The organism is Acidovorax sp. sic0104 (assembly GCF_019219095.1).
Lineage (GTDB): Bacteria > Pseudomonadota > Gammaproteobacteria > Burkholderiales > Burkholderiaceae_C > Acidovorax.
On sequence record NZ_JAHUWH010000012.1, the window covers coordinates 60,803 to 77,768 of the forward strand.

The 16,966-nt window shown below is 68.1% G+C and carries 15 protein-coding genes and 1 riboswitch; of the genes, 3 read left to right on the forward strand and 12 right to left on the reverse strand.

Translation table 11 applies throughout. The features are described from left to right. Window positions 1-4: 4 nt before the first annotated feature. The 10 genes from cobW to KW835_RS18700 form a co-directional block, all read right to left on the reverse strand. On the reverse strand, window positions 5-1,072 hold the full coding sequence (cobW, locus tag KW835_RS18655) for a cobalamin biosynthesis protein CobW (protein ID WP_218385159.1): 1,068 nt from the start codon (window positions 1,070-1,072) through the stop codon (window positions 5-7). Between the two features lie 46 nt (window positions 1,073-1,118). Continuing rightward, window positions 1,119-1,979: an ABC transporter substrate-binding protein gene (locus KW835_RS18660; protein ID WP_218385350.1), complete on the reverse strand. Its 861-nt coding sequence runs from the start codon at window positions 1,977-1,979 to the stop codon at window positions 1,119-1,121. Between the two features lie 20 nt (window positions 1,980-1,999). After that, complete coding sequence (gene cobO / locus KW835_RS18665; RefSeq protein WP_218385161.1) at window positions 2,000-2,569, reverse strand: cob(I)yrinic acid a,c-diamide adenosyltransferase; 570 nt, start codon at window positions 2,567-2,569, stop codon at window positions 2,000-2,002. A 909-nt stretch (window positions 2,570-3,478) separates the two neighbouring features. Continuing rightward, the gene (locus tag KW835_RS18670; RefSeq protein WP_218385162.1) at window positions 3,479-4,156 is read right to left on the reverse strand and encodes an energy-coupling factor ABC transporter permease; all 678 of its coding nucleotides are present in this window, start codon (window positions 4,154-4,156) and stop codon (window positions 3,479-3,481) included. 55 nt (window positions 4,157-4,211) lie between these two features. Then, window positions 4,212-4,985: an ABC transporter ATP-binding protein gene (locus KW835_RS18675; RefSeq protein WP_218385164.1), complete on the reverse strand. Its 774-nt coding sequence runs from the start codon at window positions 4,983-4,985 to the stop codon at window positions 4,212-4,214. Next, window positions 4,982-6,019: an iron ABC transporter permease gene (locus tag KW835_RS18680; RefSeq protein WP_218385166.1), complete on the reverse strand. Its 1,038-nt coding sequence runs from the start codon at window positions 6,017-6,019 to the stop codon at window positions 4,982-4,984. The genes KW835_RS18675 and KW835_RS18680 overlap by 4 nt, the downstream gene beginning before the upstream one ends. After that, on the reverse strand, window positions 6,016-6,918 hold the full coding sequence (locus tag KW835_RS18685; protein ID WP_218385168.1) for an ABC transporter substrate-binding protein: 903 nt from the start codon (window positions 6,916-6,918) through the stop codon (window positions 6,016-6,018). The genes KW835_RS18680 and KW835_RS18685 overlap by 4 nt, the downstream gene beginning before the upstream one ends. After that, the gene (locus KW835_RS18690; protein WP_255593652.1) at window positions 6,915-7,535 is read right to left on the reverse strand and encodes a bifunctional adenosylcobinamide kinase/adenosylcobinamide-phosphate guanylyltransferase; all 621 of its coding nucleotides are present in this window, start codon (window positions 7,533-7,535) and stop codon (window positions 6,915-6,917) included. The genes KW835_RS18685 and KW835_RS18690 overlap by 4 nt, the downstream gene beginning before the upstream one ends. Then, window positions 7,532-8,911: a cobyrinate a,c-diamide synthase gene (locus tag KW835_RS18695; RefSeq protein ID WP_218385170.1), complete on the reverse strand. Its 1,380-nt coding sequence runs from the start codon at window positions 8,909-8,911 to the stop codon at window positions 7,532-7,534. Before KW835_RS18695 ends, KW835_RS18690 begins: the two co-directional genes overlap by 4 nt. Before the next feature lie 43 nt (window positions 8,912-8,954). Further along, window positions 8,955-10,859: a TonB-dependent receptor domain-containing protein gene (locus KW835_RS18700; protein ID WP_218385172.1), complete on the reverse strand. Its 1,905-nt coding sequence runs from the start codon at window positions 10,857-10,859 to the stop codon at window positions 8,955-8,957. An 83-nt stretch (window positions 10,860-10,942) separates the two neighbouring features. Continuing rightward, window positions 10,943-11,179: riboswitch (cobalamin riboswitch) on the reverse strand. Window positions 11,180-11,215: 36 nt separating this feature from the next. Here KW835_RS18700 and KW835_RS18705 point away from each other — a divergent pair. The 3 genes from KW835_RS18705 to KW835_RS18715 all read left to right on the forward strand — a co-directional run bounded on the left by KW835_RS18705 (window position 11,216) and on the right by KW835_RS18715 (window position 13,057). Then, a complete protein-coding gene (locus KW835_RS18705) occupies window positions 11,216-11,440 on the forward strand; it encodes a hypothetical protein (RefSeq protein WP_056169572.1) in 225 nt (74 codons plus the stop codon). Continuing rightward, window positions 11,437-11,814, forward strand: coding sequence for a cell division protein ZapA (locus KW835_RS18710; RefSeq protein WP_218385173.1), 378 nt, complete (start codon window positions 11,437-11,439; stop codon window positions 11,812-11,814). Before KW835_RS18705 ends, KW835_RS18710 begins: the two co-directional genes overlap by 4 nt. Before the next feature lie 427 nt (window positions 11,815-12,241). Further along, window positions 12,242-13,057 carry a sulfite exporter TauE/SafE family protein gene (locus tag KW835_RS18715; RefSeq protein WP_218385175.1) on the forward strand — a complete coding sequence of 272 codons (816 nt, stop codon included), beginning with the start codon at window positions 12,242-12,244 and terminating at the stop codon, window positions 13,055-13,057. 51 nt (window positions 13,058-13,108) lie between these two features. On the opposite strand, the gene KW835_RS18720 is transcribed toward KW835_RS18715, so the two are convergent. Both KW835_RS18720 and KW835_RS18725 read right to left on the reverse strand, forming a co-directional pair. Continuing rightward, window positions 13,109-15,553, reverse strand: coding sequence for a bifunctional diguanylate cyclase/phosphodiesterase (locus KW835_RS18720; protein WP_218385183.1), 2,445 nt, complete (start codon window positions 15,551-15,553; stop codon window positions 13,109-13,111). After that, on the reverse strand, window positions 15,550-16,869 hold the full coding sequence (locus KW835_RS18725) for an HD-GYP domain-containing protein (protein WP_218385187.1): 1,320 nt from the start codon (window positions 16,867-16,869) through the stop codon (window positions 15,550-15,552). The genes KW835_RS18720 and KW835_RS18725 overlap by 4 nt, the downstream gene beginning before the upstream one ends. Window positions 16,870-16,966 lie beyond the last annotated feature (97 nt).

Sequence of the window (16,966 nt, forward strand, 5' to 3'; positions counted from 1 at the left end):
CGCCTCAGACGGTGGTGGCAGCAGGTTCGGCCAGTGCCGATTGCAGTTCGGCCTGCAGGGCCGCAGCGTCCAGGTGGTCGCCGATCACGACCAGTCGCGTAGCGCGCGCATCGCCTGCGCGCCAGGCGCGGTCGAAGTGGCTGTCGAAGCGCTGGCCCACGCCCTGCACCACCAGGCGCATGGCCGCACCCGGCAGGGCCACGAAGCCCTTGATGCGGTAGATCTCGTGGCGCTGCACCAGGGCGACGAGGGCCTCCACCAGACGGGCGCGGTCGGTCACGTCGAGCGTGACGTGCACCGATTCAAACTCGTCGTGGTCGTGGTCTTCTTCCTCATCGTGGTGGGTCTTGCGGTCATCGATCACGTCTTCCACCGCATGGCCCAGGCCCAGCAGCACGCTGGGGTCGATGCGGCCGTGCTGGGCGTGCACGAACTTCACGCCCGGCAAGGTCTCGCCGCGCACGATGGCTTCCACACGGGCCAGGGCGTCGGCGTCCAGCCCGTCGGTCTTGTGCAGCACCACCAGGTCGGCGGTGGCAAGCTGGTCTTCGAACAGCTCGTGCAGGGGCGATTCGTGGTCCAGGTTCTCGTCGGCGCGGCGCTGGGCATCCACGGCCACAGGGTCGTCAGCGAATTGGCCGGCGGCCACGGCGGGCGCATCCACCACGGTGATCACCGAGTCCACGGTGAACACGTTGCGCAGCGCGGGCCACTGGAAGGCCTGCACCAGCGGCTTGGGCAACGCCAGGCCCGAGGTCTCGATCACCAGGTGGTCGATCTGGTCGCGGCGTGCGGCCAGTTGCTCCATCACGGGAGCGAATTCTTCCTGCACGGTGCAGCACAGGCAGCCGTTGGCCAGCTCGAACAGCTGGCCATTTTCTTCGCCGTTCTCATCGCAGCCGATGCCGCAGCTGCGCAACAGCTCGCCATCGATGCCCAGCTCGCCGAACTCGTTGACGATGACGGCGATGCGCTTGCCCTGCGCGTGGGTCAGCAGATGCCGCAGCAGCGTGGTCTTGCCGCTGCCCAGGAAGCCGGTGACGATGGTGGCGGGAATCTTGTTCAATTGCATGGAAGGGTTCTCCAGTCAGAAAAATCGATAGGGAAGGAACTGCGGTTCAGCGCAGTACCTGGGGCAGGCCCATGAGGCAATCGACCAGCATGTGCGCCGCCTCGCCCAGGCGCGGGCCGGGGCGCGACAGCAGGTCCATGCGGTCGGCGTCGAGCTGGCAGACCTGGTGCTGGCGCAGCGCCTTCATGCCGGACCAGCCGGGCCGCTCGGCCAGGTTGATGAGCGAAGCGGCCGGACCGATGACGAGATCGGGCGCCCCGCGCACCACCATCTCGGCATTGACGCGCGGGAACAGCCCCATGTCACCCGGCACGATGTTCACCAGGCCCAGGCGCGCGACGGTCTCGCCAATGAAGCTTGACGCGCTGGCGGCTGTGGGGCCCACGCCCACTTCGACATACACGCTGCGCCCGCGCAGGTGAGCGGGCATGCGGCGCGCTGCGGCCTCGAGCTCGCGCTCGATGCGTGCCACCAGCTCGGCCGCGCGCGCGGATTCGCCCAGCGACTGCCCCACGCTCTGCAGCATGCGCTTGAGGTCGGCATGCGTGCGCGCATCGAACACCTGCACCGGCACGCCCAGCGCCGCAAGGCGCTCGCCCGCACGGCTGCGCGGGCCCAGCAGCACCATGTCGGGCCGAAGGGCCACGATGCGCTCGATCTGAGCGTCCTGCAGGCCGCCCACCTTGGGCAGCCTGGCCACGGTGCCGGGCCAGCTCGAATAGCGGTCGGTGCCCACCAGCTCGGCGCAATGGCCCAAAGCGCAGACGGCCTCGGTCAGCGAGGGGGACAGGGTGACGATGCGGTGCTGCTGTGCCTGCGCGACGGGCGCCGCCAGGCCGCCCAGCAGTCCGAGCATGGCCAGCGCCGGCAGCGTGGGGCGCAGGCGGGTGCGTGCTGCCAGGGGCATTGCCACGGAGGGATTCACCGTCAGTCCTCGATGCCGCGCTGCGCAGGCACGCCGGCCTTGAAGTGGTGCTTGATGAGGGTCATCTCGGTGACGGTGTCGGCCAGCTCGATGAGCTCGGCCGGCGCGTTGCGGCCGGTGAGCACCACATGCACGTGCGGCGGGCGTTCACGCAGGCAGGTGAGGATGGATTCGAGCGGGATCCAGCCGTAGCGCAAGGGGTACATGATCTCGTCGAGCACGACCATGAAGTGCGCGCCCGCGCGAATGGTCGCCTCGGCTTTGGCCCAGCCGTCCAGCGCGAGTTGCGCCGAGTGGTCGAGGTCGCGGCTCTTCCAGCTGAAACCGTCGCCCAGGCCTTCGATGGGGATGCCGAGTTGCTCGAACAGGCGGTGCTCGCCGAAGCGGGCGGTGGGGACCTTCATGAACTGGTAGACCTTGATGGTCTTGCCACGGCCGTGGGCGCGCAGGGCGAGGCCGAAGGCGGCTGTGCTTTTGCCTTTGCCGGTGCCGGTGTGGACCAGGATCAGGCCTCGGCGTTCGCCTTGGGGTTTGGGGGTGTCGCGGAGGATGGGAGGGGATTCGATTTGCATGGGGTCTCGTTATTGACCTGGGGCCATGGTTACTTCGGTTGCGGCTTTAAGGGCGGAGGCCGGGGTGTGCGCCCGGCGGCGCAGTAACTTTCTCTTGCTTCGCCAAGAGAAAGTCACCAAAGAGAAGGCGACCCCCAGTCTGCGTCCCCCGTTCGCCCTGTCGGGCGAACGGGGGCAACCTGCGATGCTCGGGCCGGGGGTGGCGTCGCAGAACTCGCTGCGCGGGGCCGTTGGCCCCGCTCCGCTCAAACATCTGCGACGAGCTAGATCACGAAGCGTGTGTGTCCTGCGGCACACACGCCCACCCCCGGCCCTGCGCTTCTCGGCGCAGCCAGCAGGGGGTGAATACCACCCGGCTGCTGCCTGGGCAGCTGCGCCGGGGGTCGGGGACGCGCTGCGCGCTGCCCACAGGGTGGGTGCGGTCGCACTGCCCGAGCCGAAGGGCTGCGGGTTGACCAATGCTCCGTAGATCCATGCTTGGTCTCGAAATGACTCCCCGCCGCCACTCCCCACCAGGCCGAAGCGCAGCGAGGCAACCCGGGCCGAGCGGAGCCATGGCCCGTGTGGAGCCCGCTCCCCACCCCTGCTGGCTGCGCCGAGAAGCGCAGGGCGTGGGGTGGGTGCGTGTGCCGCAGGACACACGCACTTCGTGATCTGACTCGTCGCAGTTGTTTGAGCGTAGTTTGGCCTGCGGCCAAACGCAGCGAGTTCTGCGACGCCACCCCACGACCGAGCATCGCAGGTTGCCCCCTTCGCCCAACGGGCGATGGGGGTCGCAGACTGGGGGTCGCTTTTTCTTTGCCTTCTTTCTTTTGGCGACGCAAAAGAAAGAAGGTGCGCCGCCGGGCGCACATCCCGGCCTCCGCACTTGAAACAACAACCGAAGCAACAACGAGTCACGATCACAAATCAAACAGCCTGATGCAACCGACGCTCAACGAACGCAGAGCCCTCGAAACGACGCAAAGCCTTGGCCCCCGCCAACACACCCAGATCCACCAGCGGCTCCAACAACACCACCATCATGTAAGCAGCACCAAACGTCGCAATGCTCTCCAGATTCGCCGACCCAACCCCCGCACCATAAATAGCCCAAAAAGCCACCCAGGCCACGATCCCGCCCTGGTAAGCCACCGACAACTTGAACGTCTGCGCATACGTCATGTCCACATACGCCATGCTCTCCGGCACGATGCGCTTGGCGATTGCAGCCGTGGCAAACAACGGCACCAGCAACGTCGTCACATTCATCCCGAACTGCGGCAAATCCTGCTGCGCAAAAAACACGCTCTGGATCAACAACCCCGCAGCCAGCCCGATACACGCAGGCGCAGCCCCAAACAGCAACAACAAGGTCGTGCCCAGAATCAAATGCACCTCCGACACCCCCACCGGGTGGTGCGGCAGCAGCTCGAAGAACGCAAACACCAGCGCCGTGGTAAACACCGAGCGCAACAGCAAAGCCACCACCCCCTCCTGCTTCACCATGTCGACCGCCAGCTTGGCCGCATACAGCAGCGCCGTGGCACCCGTCGCGTAGCTCAGGAAGATCTTGGTGGTGTCCACCAGCCCAGGTTCGATGTGCATGTCAAGACTCCTTGGTTGAAACAAAAACAAAACAAAAGCCAAACAGAAAAAATCATCAGCGCGGCAACGCCACCCACTGCCCCAGCAGCGCGTGCACCGCGATGCGGTCGTCAAACACGGCCTCCAGCGCGCGGTGCGTGGCGGCCTCATCACAGCCGCCCTGGTGCGTGACGCGGCCCTTGGCCATCACCACCATCTCATCGGCCTGCAGCGCCAGCGACACCTCGTGCAGCACGCTGACCACTGTGGCGCCGTCGGCCACCAGGGCGCGCACCGTGTGCAGCCAGTCCGTCTGGTGCGGCGGGTCCAGGTTGGCCAGGGGTTCGTCCATCAGCAGCACCTGCGCCCGCACCGCCAGCGCACGCGCCAGCAGCACGCGCTGGCGCTCGCCGCCCGACAGCTGCGACAGCGGGCGGTCACGCCAGTCCCAGGCCTGCGTGGTGCGCAGCGCTTGCTCCACGGCGGCGTGGTCGGCGGGCGACGGCGGGGCCAGCCAGGGCTGGTGCGGCAGGCGGCCCAGCATGGCCACGTCGTAGCTGGTGAGGTCATCGGCCGAGCCTTCGTTCTGGCCCAGCCAGGACAGCGTTCGCGCCCGCTCGCGCGCCGGCACCTGGGTGAGCGGGCGGCCGAGCAAAGCCACTTTGCCATCGACCTGGTGGCGTGGCAGCAGCCCGGCAAGCACCTTGAGCAGCGTGGACTTGCCCGCTCCGTTGGGGCCGACGATGCTGGTCCAGCGACCCTGGGGCAGATGCAGGTCGATGCCGTGCAGTACGTCCACCCCGCCGACACGCGCGATGACGTGGTGGGCACTCAGTGCAATGGCCTTCACAGCGCCCCCCCACGCGCGGTGCGCCGGTGCATCAGCCACAGCAGGTAGGTACCGCCCAGTGCGGCGGTGAGCACGCCCACGGGGAGCTCCTGCGGTGCCAGCATCCAGCGCGCGAGGATGTCGGCGGCCAACAGCAGCACCGCGCCCATGAGGCTGGACAACAGGATGTGCCGCTCATGCGTCACACGCACGATGGAGCGCACCAGGTGCGGCGCGGCCAGGCCGACGAACGCGATCAGCCCGGTCTGCGCCACGGCAGTGCCGGTGGCCAGCGCCATCGCGGCCACCAGGCCGGCGCGCATGGGGCCGAGCGGCAGGCCCAGGCTGGCGGCGGTGGACTCGCCCAAGGTCAGGCCGTCGAGCGCGCGTGCCAGTACCCAGGCCAGCAGTGCGCACAGGGCCCAAGCGGCCAGCATCAAGGCGCAGGCCATCCAGCCGACGAAGGCCGTGCTGCCCAGGATGAAGGCCTGCATGGCCTGCAGGATGTCGGGCGAGGCCAGCTCCACCAGGTCGCGCACGGCGCCCAGCACCACGCCCACGATCACGCCGGCCAGCAGCAGCCGCAGCGTGTGCTGCACGCCCTGGGCCAGCACCAGCGTCAGCACCACGGCCCCGGCCGCGCCCAGGAAGGCCATGCCGGTGATGCCGATGCGCGCGATCCACTGCGCCGCCACCGGCGACACGCCGAACATCGCCATGGCCACCGCACCGCCCAGCGCCGCGCCCGAGGCGCTGCCCAGCAGGTACGGGTCGGCCAGCGGGTTGCGGAACAGGCCCTGCGCCACCGCGCCGGCCAGGCCCAGCAGCGCGCCGGCCAGCCAGGCGCCCAGGGTGCGCGGCAGGCGGATGTCCCACACGATCTGGCGCGCCACGGGGTCGTCGCCCATGTGCACCAGGCTCTCGAGCCCCGTGCTGCCGACGGCGGTGCCCAGCACCAGCAGCAGCGCGCTGGCCAGGCCCAACCACAGCGCGCACCACACGGCGCGGCGGGCGCCTGCGGCAGTGGGCATGGCCGGGTGGGGGGAAGGCGTCATCGGGCCTTCTCCACAAGGCACCGGGCCATGATGCGGGCGGCCTCGGCCATGCGCGGGCCGGGGCGCACGACGACCTCGGCGTCGCCAGGGCCGAACACGCACACGCGGTTTTCGCGCACGGCGCGCATCGTGGACCAGCCGGGGTACGGCACCATGGTCTGCATGCTGCTGTTGCCGATCATCAGCACGTCGGGGTTGGCGCGCACCACGTACTCGGGGTTCAGGCGCGGAAAGGGACCGAGCGATGCGGGCACCACGTTGCGCACGCCCAGGCGCGTGAGCGATTCGCCGATGAAGGACGACTCGCTGGCCGCATACGGTCCGCGGCTCACCTCGAAGTACACCCGCAGGTTGCGCGCCTTGGGCGGCAGCGATTGCGCGGCGGCCTGTACGGCCGCGTCGATGGTGCGCCACTGCCGGTCGGAGCCTTGCGCCCGGGGCACGCCCAGCAGGTCGCTGATGGTGCCCAGCACGCGGCGCACGTCGGCATGTGTCTTGGGTTCGAGCTGCACGACGGTGATGCCCAGCGCCAGCAGCCGGTCGCTGGCGCGGGAGCTGACGGACATGAGCACGACGTCGGGCTTGAGGGCCACGATGGCTTCGATGCTGGGGTCCAGGCCGCCGCCGACCTTGGGCAGCTTGCCGATCACCGCCTCGGGCCAGTTGGAATAGCGGTCCGTGCCCACGATGCGGTGGCACTGGTCCAGCTCGCACACACTTTCGGTCAGCGACGGCAGCAGGCTCACGATGCGCTGGGGCGGCTGCGCCAGCGCGATATCGCGGCCCCGGTCATCCTGGATGCGCACGGGCTGCGCACGCGCCAGGCCCGCCATCAGCAGGCACAGCGCGATGAGGATCGCCACCACCCACAGGATGCGGCGCACGGGGGTCGGCTTCATGCGGCGGGCTCCTTCAAGGTGAGGGGCAGCCCCGCGGCCATCAGCGTGACGCGGGGGCACACCTGCGCCACCTGCTGGTTGAGTGCGCCCAGCGCATCGACAAAAGCTCGCACCTCGCGGCCCAGGGGGATGACGCCCAGGCCGATCTCGTTGCCCACCAGGATGATGGGACCGGGGGAGGCGGCGATTGCTCCTAAAAACATAGCTACTTGCGCTTGCCAGTTGAGCGACAGGGCCTGTTTTTGCTCCAAATTCATGCTCTCGGCGCCCAGGGGCATCGTCCACTGGGTGAGCCACAGCGTGAGGCAGTCCACCACCAGCAGGGTGCGCGCGGTGCTGCGCTGCGCGATGGCGGACGCCACATCGAGCGGCTCTTCCACGGTCACGAGGCCCGGCACGCGCTCGGCGCGGTCGCGCTGGTGGCGCTCGATGCGCTCGCGCATCTCGTCGTCCCAGGCCTGGCCGGTGGCGATCAGCACCGCGCGGTGGTCGGCGGACTGCGCCAGCCAGTCGCGCGCCAGCAGTTCGGCGCGGCGGGACTTGCCGCTTTTTTGGCCCCCCAGGATGAGCTCGGTGGTGATGGCTTTCGAAGGGTGCTGTGCGGACATGGCCGTCATGATGCCTGCGTCCCCAGCAGATGGGCCACGGCCTCGGGACTGGAAGGGAACCAGGCGTGGAAGTAGCTCGCGTGGATGCTGCCGTGGTGGTACAGCGCCTCGCCGGCATCCGCCGCCACGGCCTCGCCGGAGCGGGCCGTGCGCGCCACCACCGGCGCAGTGCTGGCGGCGGTCGAATAGTGAAACGTGTGCCCGCGCAGCGTGTGTTTCCCCGCGACGGTGAGGTGCTGCGGCCCCAGTGCGGCCAGGCGCTTGTGCATGGTGACGTGGCCGGGCAGCAGGCCCCACAGCGGCGCCGTGCTGCCATCGGCCAGCGTGATGGTGTCGAACAGCGCCATCATGCCGCCGCATTCGGCCCACAACGGCTTGCCGGCCGCGACGTGCGCGCGCAGGCTGGCCTGCATGGCGGTGTTGGCGGTGATCTGCGCGGTGTGCAGCTCGGGGTAGCCGCCGGGCAGCCAGACCGCGTCGCAGTCGGGCACTGCGGTATCGTGCAGCGGCGAGAAATGCACCACGCGCGCACCCAGTTGCGCCAGCGCGTGAAGGTTGGCCTCGTAGATGAAGCAGAACGCCGCATCGCGCGCCACGGCCACCGTGCGGCCTTGCAGCAGCGGCGGCGGCACCGCAGGCGGCTGCACGGGAGGCGCAAAGTCCTTCACCCACCGCTGCAGGTCGGATGCCGTCATCTGGCCCAGCGGTGTCTCGGCCAGGGCATCGGCCGCGGCGTCCAGCCGCGCCAGGCTGTCGGGCAGTTCATGCGCCGCGATCAGGCCCAGGTGGCGCTCTGGCAGCAGCGCGCCGGGCTTGCCGGTGCCCGCGGTCGCTGCTGTTGCGCCGGGCTGCACGCGCATCACGGCGCCCAGCCAGTCGGCGTCATCGCGCAGCCCCCTCTGCAGCATGTCCGCATGGCGGGCGCTGCCCACGCGGTTGGCCAGCACGCCCGCCCATCGCAGGCCCGGCCGGTAGTGCTGCAGGCCGAACGCCAGCGCGCCGAAGGTGCCCGCCATGGCCGATGCGTCGATGACGGCCAGCACCGGCAGGCCGAATCGCTGGGCCAGGTCGGCAGCGCTCGGGTCGCCGTCGAACAGGCCCATCACGCCTTCGATCAGGATCAGGTCGGCCTCTTGCGCCGCAGCATGCAGGCGCTGCGCGCAGTCGTCCGCGCCGTTCATCCACAGGTCCAGCTGGTGCACCGGCGCGCCACTGGCCAGGCGGTGCCAGTGGGGGTCCAGAAAGTCGGGCCCGCACTTGAAGACCCGCACCCGCCGGCCCTGGCGCGCATGCAGGCGCGCCAAGGCCGCGGTGACGGTGGTCTTGCCCTGGCCTGATGCAGGGGCGGCGATCAATATCGCCGGACAGCGTGCCGGGGTGACCATTCTTCGGGCTTCTCTCTCTGCTCTCTCTCGTTGATTTTTGGGCTTACTGCGGCGCCCACTTCACCCCGATGTAGCCTGTGCGGCCTGCGGTGGCGTAGGTGCGAGCCAGCTCGTAGTGCTTGTCGCCCAGGTTGTCCACGCGCGCCACCAGCGTGAAGTCGCGGGCGATGCGGGTGCTGGCGTACAGGTTGACCAGCGTATAGCCGCCCAGAACGTAGTTGTTGGCCACGGTGTCGAAGCGGCGGCCCGAGACCTGCACCTCGGCGCCCACGGTCCAGCCCGCGAGCTGCGTGTCGGCACCCAGCGTGCCGTGGCGCTTGGCGCGGCGTGCCAGTTGCTTGCCGGTATCCAGGTCGCGCGGGTTCTGCAGGTCCAGCGAGCCGCGCAGCTGCACACCACCCAGCACGCCTGCCAGACGGTAAGAGCCCGCGAAGGTCACGCCCTTGTACTCGGCACGCGCGGTGTTCGCGTAGCAACCGAAACTCGACAGGCAGGGGCCCGCGCCGCTGAACGAGATCAGGTCCTGCACCCGGTTGCGGTACACGGTGGCAGAGAAGCTGTTGCTGCCCTGCGCCCAGCGCAGGCCCAGCTCGGCGTTGCGGCTGCTCTCGGGCTTGAGCGAGCCCACGCCGTATTCGCTGAAGCGCTGGTAGAGCGTGGGCGCGCGGAATGCCGTGCCCACCGATGTCGTGGCACGCCACTGCGGCGCAAACGCATAGCCATAGGCCAGGCTGCCGGTGCCCTTGCCGCCGAACTCGCTGTCGGAGTCATGCCGCACATTGGCTTGCAGCGTGTGTCCGCCGGCGGTGTAGCCATAGCCGAGCGCAATGGCATCCTGCGAGCGCGACCTGTCGATGGGGGCGTTTTCGAGGTGGTCTTCGCGCCGCTCCAGTGCAGCCGTGACCAGGTGCGGTCCCTGGCGCCACTCGTTCTGGAAAAGGTAGCCGCGCAGGCGCGTCTCGCTCAGGTAGGGGGACGGTCGGGTCTCGTAGCGGTCGCGCGAGTCGGTGACCTGCAGGCGCGTCTTGTATGCAGTGGTCCACTGCGCCTGCCAGGTCAGGCCCAGCGCGTGCAACTGGTGCTGGTTGCGGTCGTCCTTGCCCAGGCCGTTGTCGTAGCCGCTGTCCAGGTCGTTGGCGAGCAGCGTGGCGTCCAGCCGGTGCGCGGCATTGATCTGCAGGCCCAGGCGCGCGTTGGCTGACGTGCTCTCGTAGCCGTCGCGGTCGGGGTTCTGCGTAGGCACCGTGCGGGCGTTGAAGCCCTTGCTTTCCTCGCGGGCGATGCCCAGCGCGTAGTCGATGGTGCCGGTGGCACCACTCACGCCGGCTTCGAGTTTGGTGGTGCTGTGGCTGCCCACGCCGATGCCCACGTACGGCGCCACACCGTTTTCACCGCGCTTGGTGAAGATCTGGATTACGCCGCCCATGGCGTCCGAGCCGTACACGGCGCCCGCCGGGCCGCGCAGCACTTCGATGCGGTCGATCTGCGCCAGGGGAATGGCCTCCCACGCAGCGCCGCCGGTGGACTGCGAGTCGATGCGCACGCCGTCGATGTACACCGCGGTGAAGCGGGATTCCGCACCGCGCAGGAACACCCCCGTGGTCGTGCCCGGCCCGCCGTTGCGCGAGAACTCGATGCCCGGCACGCGCGCCAGGACGTCGGCCAGGCCTGTGGCGCCGCTGGCCTCGATGGTCTCGCGGTCAAGCACCGTCACGTCGGCCACCAGGTCGGACAGCGGCTGGGGCGTGCGGGTGGCGGCCACGACGGTTTCGGTGAGCGAAGGTGCGCGCAGGTTCTGCGCAACCTGCACCGGTTCACCGGCATCGCTGCTCGACACCGGCTGCGCCTGTGCCTGCGCAGCGCAGGCGGCCACGACGGCCATCGCGGCCACGGCCGGCTGCAGGCGCAGCGGCGCCGCAATGCGCGCACGAGGGGTACGGATTTTCATGGGGATCATCGTCAACAAACAAAACCCGAGCCGGCCTCCCCGCCAGCAGATGGGTGATACGGCTGCGCTTTGCCAAAAGGCGTGGGCGCAGCCACCGTGTTGGCCGGTATCCGGGCTGGCGGAACGCCCTCCAACGCCTTCCCACGCGCTTGTTCAAGGCGCACAGTGGCTTGTGATGGAGAGAGAATCTTGGGGATTCGTCCGCTGACCGTTGCGGGGGCAGCGCAGGCTCGGCGTGCCATGCGTGGCACGCCTCCCTGCTTCCCGTTGAACTGCGGCATGTGAACCACACCGCGAGCACCAACCACGGGATTTTACGGCCGATTACAAACCGCCACCCTACAATCGGGGGCTGTATGGCAACACCATCGACCACCGACCAGATCGCCGAGCGTGTAGAGCGGCTGCTGCTGCGCCACGCTGAACTACAGCGCACCAACGCCCTGCTCGCCGATCAGGTGGCAGCCCTCACGCAGGAGCGTGACTCGCTCAAGTCCCGTCTCTCCGCCGCACGGGCCCGCGTCGACGCCCTGCTGGAACGCCTGCCTGCCGCAGCCCCCGCCACGAAAGAATCCGAATGAAGCAAATCGAGGTGCAGATCCTGCAGCAAAGCTACCTGCTGACCTGCCCCGAGGGCCACGAAAGCCGCCTGCTGGACGCCGTGGAGCGCGTGGACACGGCCATGACCCGCATTCGTGACGCCGGCAAGGTGCGCGCCCGCGAGCGCATTGCCGTGCTGGCCGCTCTGAACCTTGCATTTGAAATCGCGGACCGCGAAGCGGCCGACCTTGCAGCGTCCACCACAGCCGTGCGTACCGCGACAGAGCCCCCCCCGAACCGGCCTGCACCGGCCGCGTCGGAATCCTCCCCCCTGCCCGCCGATGACCACCAGCGCCTGCAGTCGCTGGTGCAGCAGCTGGACCACGTGCTGGGCGAGGACGGCAGACTGCTCTGAGCCGCGCGCCAGCCGGGCCGGCTTGGCGGTTCAATGGACGGCCTCGCACATCGCCCTTGCGGCCTTTGCATGGTTCTTTTGGATCCTGCACACGTTCCTGGAACGTGTTCCCGACGCAGCGGCCCGACAGCGCCTACAATGGAAGTGTCTGCGATGCCGCCGGGCTTTATATTTCCTTGAACCAATGCTCAATGAGCTCGGGCTTGGTACATCGTCCGGTGAGCGTGATCATCTCGCGTCAGATGAACCCAACACTTGGCTGCCCTCGCCCACCTGAACCCCCGGTTCAGGATGAGGGTTCGGTGGCAATCGCAGACACCTTCTTCCCCATGCACCTACCTGCGCGCCGCCTCGTTGCAGCGACGCGAGCGTAAGGGCGCAGGCCTTCTTGCGGCGGTTTCGGCCCCCTTTCTCTTTCTGTTTGCCCATGCTCGACCCTCTGCTGATCGTTGAACTCGGTGTCCTGGGCCTGGCAACCGGCTTTCTCGCGGGCCTTCTGGGCATCGGCGGCGGCATGCTGCTGGTGCCTTTCCTCACCTACATCCTGGGCGCCCGGCAGGTATCTCCCGACCTGGCCGTGAAGATGGCCATCGCCACGTCCATGGCGACGATCATGTTCACCTCGATCTCCAGCGTTCGTGCGCACCACAAGCGCGGCGCGGTGCGCTGGGACATCGCGCGCCGGCTGGCGCCCGGCATCGTGCTCGGCGGCTTCATCGCAAGCCTGGGGGTGTTCGCCCTGCTCAAGGGTTCTTTCCTCGCGATCTTCTTCGCGCTGTTCGTGAGCTTCTCGGCCACGCAGATGTTTCTGGACAAGAAGCCCGCCCCCTCGCGCCAGATGCCGGGAGGCGCAGGCCAGGTGGCGGCCGGCGGCGTGATCGGTTTCCTGTCGGGCCTGGTCGGGGCGGGCGGCGGCTTCGTGAGCGTGCCGTTCATGACCTGGTGCAATGTGCCCATCCACAACGCGGTGGCCACCAGCGCGGCGCTGGGCTTCCCGATCGCTCTGGCCAATGTGGTGGGCTATGTGATCGGCGGGCAGAACGTGGCGGGCCTTCCTCCTGCATCGCTGGGCTACATCTGGCTGCCGGCGCTTGCCGTGATCGCCACCTGCAGCGTGCTGACCGCCCCGCTGGGTGCCAAGGCCGCGCACAACCTGCCCGTCAAGCAGCTCAAGCGCGTGTTCGCCACACTGCTGTTCGGGCTGGCCGCGTACATGCTCTGGAAGGGCCTGGCGGCCGCCTGAAGGTCTGCAGGCGCGCCCCCAAGCCACGCTGACCCTCGGGGCCGCCCCCCCTCAGATCTCGATGCCGTTGCGCCGGCCCTGCGCCCTCAGGGGCAGCGGCTTGGCGAGCATGGCGCGAAACTGTTCGGCGGGCAGGCCGGGGGCGCACAAGAACCCCTGGTAGTGATCGCACTGCATCTGCAGCAGCACGGCCTGCTGGGTTTCGGTTTCGACTCCTTCGGCCACCACTTCGATGTGCATGGCACGGCCCATGCTGATGATGGCACTCACGATGGCGCGGTCGCCGTCGTCATCCGGCAGTCCCCGCACGAACGACTGGTCGATCTTGAGCTTGTGGATCGGTAGTTTCTTGAGATAGGCGAGGCTTGAGTATCCCGTGCCGAAATCGTCGATGGCCAAGCCAATGCCCAGTCCCGCGAGCACGCGCAGCCGCTGCTCCATCTCCTGCGCGTCCTGCAGCAGGATGGTTTCGGTGAGCTCCAGCTCCAACAAGGTGGGGGGCAACTGGTGGACGGCCAGCAGCCGCGTGATCCGGTCCACGAAGTCCGGCTGGCGAAACTCCAGCGCCGACACGTTCACCGAGATCATGATGGGTGTCCCGCCATGCATCCACTGGGCAGCCTCGCGCACAGCCTGTTCCATGACCCATGCGCCCAGCGTCACGATATAGCCCGACTCCTCGGCCAGCGGAATGAACTGCCCGGGCGATACCGCGCCAAATTCTGGGTCGGTCCAGCGGATGAGCGCCTCGGCCCCGGTGATGCGCCCAGTGGCCATGTTGACCTGCGGCTGGTAGTGCACTGCCATGCGGTCCTGGCCCAGCGCCTGACGCATCGCGTGTTCCAGCTTCATGCGCGACAGCAGGTTGGCATTCATCTGCGGCTGGTAGAAGCCATAGCTGCCACGACCGCGTTCCTTGACCCGGTACATGGCCGTGTCGGCCTGCTTGATAAGCTCATCAAGCGTGGTGCCGTCCTGCGGGTACAGCGCCATGCCGATGCTGCACTGGATGGAGAAGCCCATGCCGTCGAGCATGAACGGCTTGAGCATGTCGTCCAGGATGCGACGGGCCACGCTCTCGGCCACCACTGCGTCGCCGCCATGCAGGTAAATCACGAACTCGTCGCCACCCAACCGGCACAGCATGTCCGTCTGGCGCAGGCACGCCTGCAGCCGCTCGGCCACCAGCTGCAGCACACGGTCGCCGAAGGGGTGGCCCAGAGAGTCGTTGATGATCTTGAAGCGGTCCAGGTCCAAAAACAGGATGGCAAAGCCCGTGTCGCTCTGCCGCGCGCCCTGGATGGCCGTGTCCACGCGCTGGGACAGCAGCAGGCGGTTGGGCAGGCCCGTGAGGACGTCACTGTAGGCCAGCTCTTCGATACGCCGCTGTGCGGCATGCTGCAGCGTGAGGTCGCGCATGAAGCCGATGCTCTGCAACAGCCGGCCTTCGTCGTCGCGCAGCGCCACCCACGACAGCTGCACCGCGCAGTAGGCTCCGTTGTCCCGTGGCAACCACAGCTCGCCCTCCCAGAAGCCCTCACGTGACCATCCTTCGATCACCTGCTCCATGAAGCCCGCATCGGTTCCGCCGCCGAACAGCGACGCGGCCATGCAGCCCTCGAACGACTTGGCCGATGGCCCCACCAGGCGTTCGCAGCCGGGGTTCATGCGCAGTACGCGGTGCTGGCTGTCGGCAATGAAGATCGCATCCAGGCTGGACTCGAACACGCGCGCAGCAAGGCGCAGGCTGGCCTGAATCTCGCTCTGACGGGTGATGTCGCGGTACGAATACACGCGCCCCACCGGCCGGCCCTGGCTGAATTGCGGCACGGAGCGCAGCTCCAGCACCACGCCACCGTGCAGCGCCAGGATGTCAGTGCTCTCCTGCATCGGCTCGCGTGCAATGGCGGCCAGGCGGTCCCTGTACAGGGCGGGGTCCAGCACCTGCGCTGCCATGTGGGCGTACACCGCATCGTCGTTGCGCTCGAGCAGCAGGTCGCGCGGAATGCCCCACAGCTGGGCCAGGCGCTGGTTGAATGCCCTCACCCGGCCGTCCAGGCCGCACACCAGCATGCCGTCGGCCGCGGAATCCAGCGTGGCGCGCAACTCCGACAGCAGGGTCTCCAGTTCGCGCTCGGTAGCAGCCTGCCGGCTGCGGTCCAGCATCGTGACCATGAAGATGGTGCCTCCGTGCGCGCCGTTGGGCACGCGGGCCACTTGCCGATCGACCGGCACCAGGATGCCATCGGCGCGCAGCACGCTCGTGTGCGAATGGATACCGTCAGCGATCACATGGGCGGGCTCGCCCCAGAAGGCGATGTCCTGCGGAGTACAGGCGAGCGTCAGCACCGAAGCACCCACCATGGACGCTGCCTGCGATCCGGTCAGTCGCTCTGCGGCGGCATTGGCCCGCAGGATCAGCAAAGTGGACTCATCGACCAGCCAGACAGCTTCCTGCAGCCCGTCGAGCCAGCCGTGGGATTGCACGACGGTCACTGGCTCGCCTCTTCGGGGCCAGGGCTCACCGCACGTTCAAAGAAGTAGCAGATGCGCTGCCGAGGCGACAGGTAGTCCAGCGCATCGCGGGGCAGCTGCGCCGGCTTGAGGCTACGGCGGATACCCAGCTCGGGCACGGTCTCCAGGTCAAGGATGGGCGCCTCTTCCTTGGGAATGCGCGAGTCGTACACGATGACCTTGGGCCGCAGTGGCCGCGAGGAATTGACCGACGCCACGATCGCATACCGGTCGTTGACCAGTTGCACGATGGAGCCTGGCGGATAGACCCCCATCATGCGGATGAAGGCGCCCAGCACCACGGAATCGAACTTGGACTTGAGCTGCGCGAAGATGACCGAAAGCGCCTCGTGGGGCGTGAGCGCGTCCACACCATTGGCGGGATTGCACATCCGGTCATATCTGTTGACCAAGGCCAGCACCTGGCTGGTCCGCCCCAGGTCCGGCCCCGACAGGCGCAGCGGGAAACCGCTGCCATCCGCCATTTCATGGTGCCGCGCGACCGCCGTGAGCACGGTGTCCGGCAGGCCCATGCGCATGGCGAATGCCACCGATTCACCCACATGGGTCTCGTAGCGCGAGCGCTCCATCGGGATCATTGAAGGCGTCACCTGCCGCAGGTTGGGCGGCAGCTTGAGCTTGCCCATGTCATGGATCAGCGCGGCGATGCCCAGGTCGTGCAGCTCGACGCTCTTCATCCCCAGAGCGCGGCCCAGCAGCAGGGAGATGACCATCACATTGATGGGATGCAGGGCATTGCGCTCGCCCACCCCTTCGGACAGCAGCCGGATCACCGAATCGCCGTTCTCCAGCAGTTCGGACACGCATCCCGAGACCAGCGCTTCGCCCTTGGTGCGGGCCTGGTCCGGATGTTCGCCCACCACGCGCTCCATGGCCTGGTACTGCCGCGTGGCCTCGCCGAAACGCTGGTCGCATGCCGCCAGCGCGCGGTTTTGCGCCTCCAGCAGTGCGCGCCTGCGCAACGCCTCGGGGTCTGCCCCAGGCGCCTTGCTGCCGGAATCCAGCGCCTTGCCGTCGGGCTTGGCCATCTCGGGCACGCTCCAGGCGGCGGGCACCAGTTCGCGCTGGTCCGGGTCGCTCTTCTTCGGGACGTAGCGCACCTCGGTCAGGCCCAGTTCGCGCAAGGTGGCGATCTGCTCCGTCGACGCGACCCGGAAGCTGCTGACCGGGAAGGGATGGTGCATCCAGCCCACATCGAGCTGGATGTACATGCCGACCCGCAGTTGGCTGATGTCGATGAGGATGGAGGAATTCACTTCGGGTGCGCGAAGAAACATGGGGACTTGAATGCCACCAATGGTTACACAGATTATCGCCCCTGCACCTGGTGATCAACGTGAACCTGCCATACAGAGGCGACAGGGCAACACTTCG